Source organism: Mesorhizobium sp. WSM4836, from assembly GCF_055811815.1.
This window is the reverse complement of the sequence record NZ_JBVVQF010000135.1, coordinates 1-259: the sequence shown is the minus strand read 5'-3', so window position 1 is coordinate 259 and position 259 is coordinate 1. Positions and strand designations below refer to the sequence as shown.

Sequence of the window (259 nt, the reverse complement as noted above, 5' to 3'; positions counted from 1 at the left end):
GCGCGGGCCGGCGTACAGCGTCCGGCGCGGCAAGACGCCGGTGCTGGACGCGCAAGAGGCGCGACGCTTGCTCGACAGCATCGACGTGACCACCGATGCCGGCTTGCGCGACCGCGCCCTGATCGCGCTCATGGTCTATAGCTTCGCGCGGATCGGCGCGGCGCTCGCTTGCCGTGTCGAGGACGTGTTCATGCAGAATCGGCGGCTATGGGTGCGGCTGCACGAGAAAGGCGGCAAGCGGCATGAAATGCCCTGCCAC

General features: G+C 68.7%; 1 protein-coding gene. It reads left to right on the top strand.

Features of this window, described 5'->3' with window-relative positions; all coding sequences use genetic code 11:
• Window positions 1–40: 40 nt before the first annotated feature.
• On the top strand, window positions 41–259 hold a 219-nt coding region (locus tag AC0L2P_RS32415; protein WP_473507269.1), incomplete at its 3' end, for a tyrosine-type recombinase/integrase.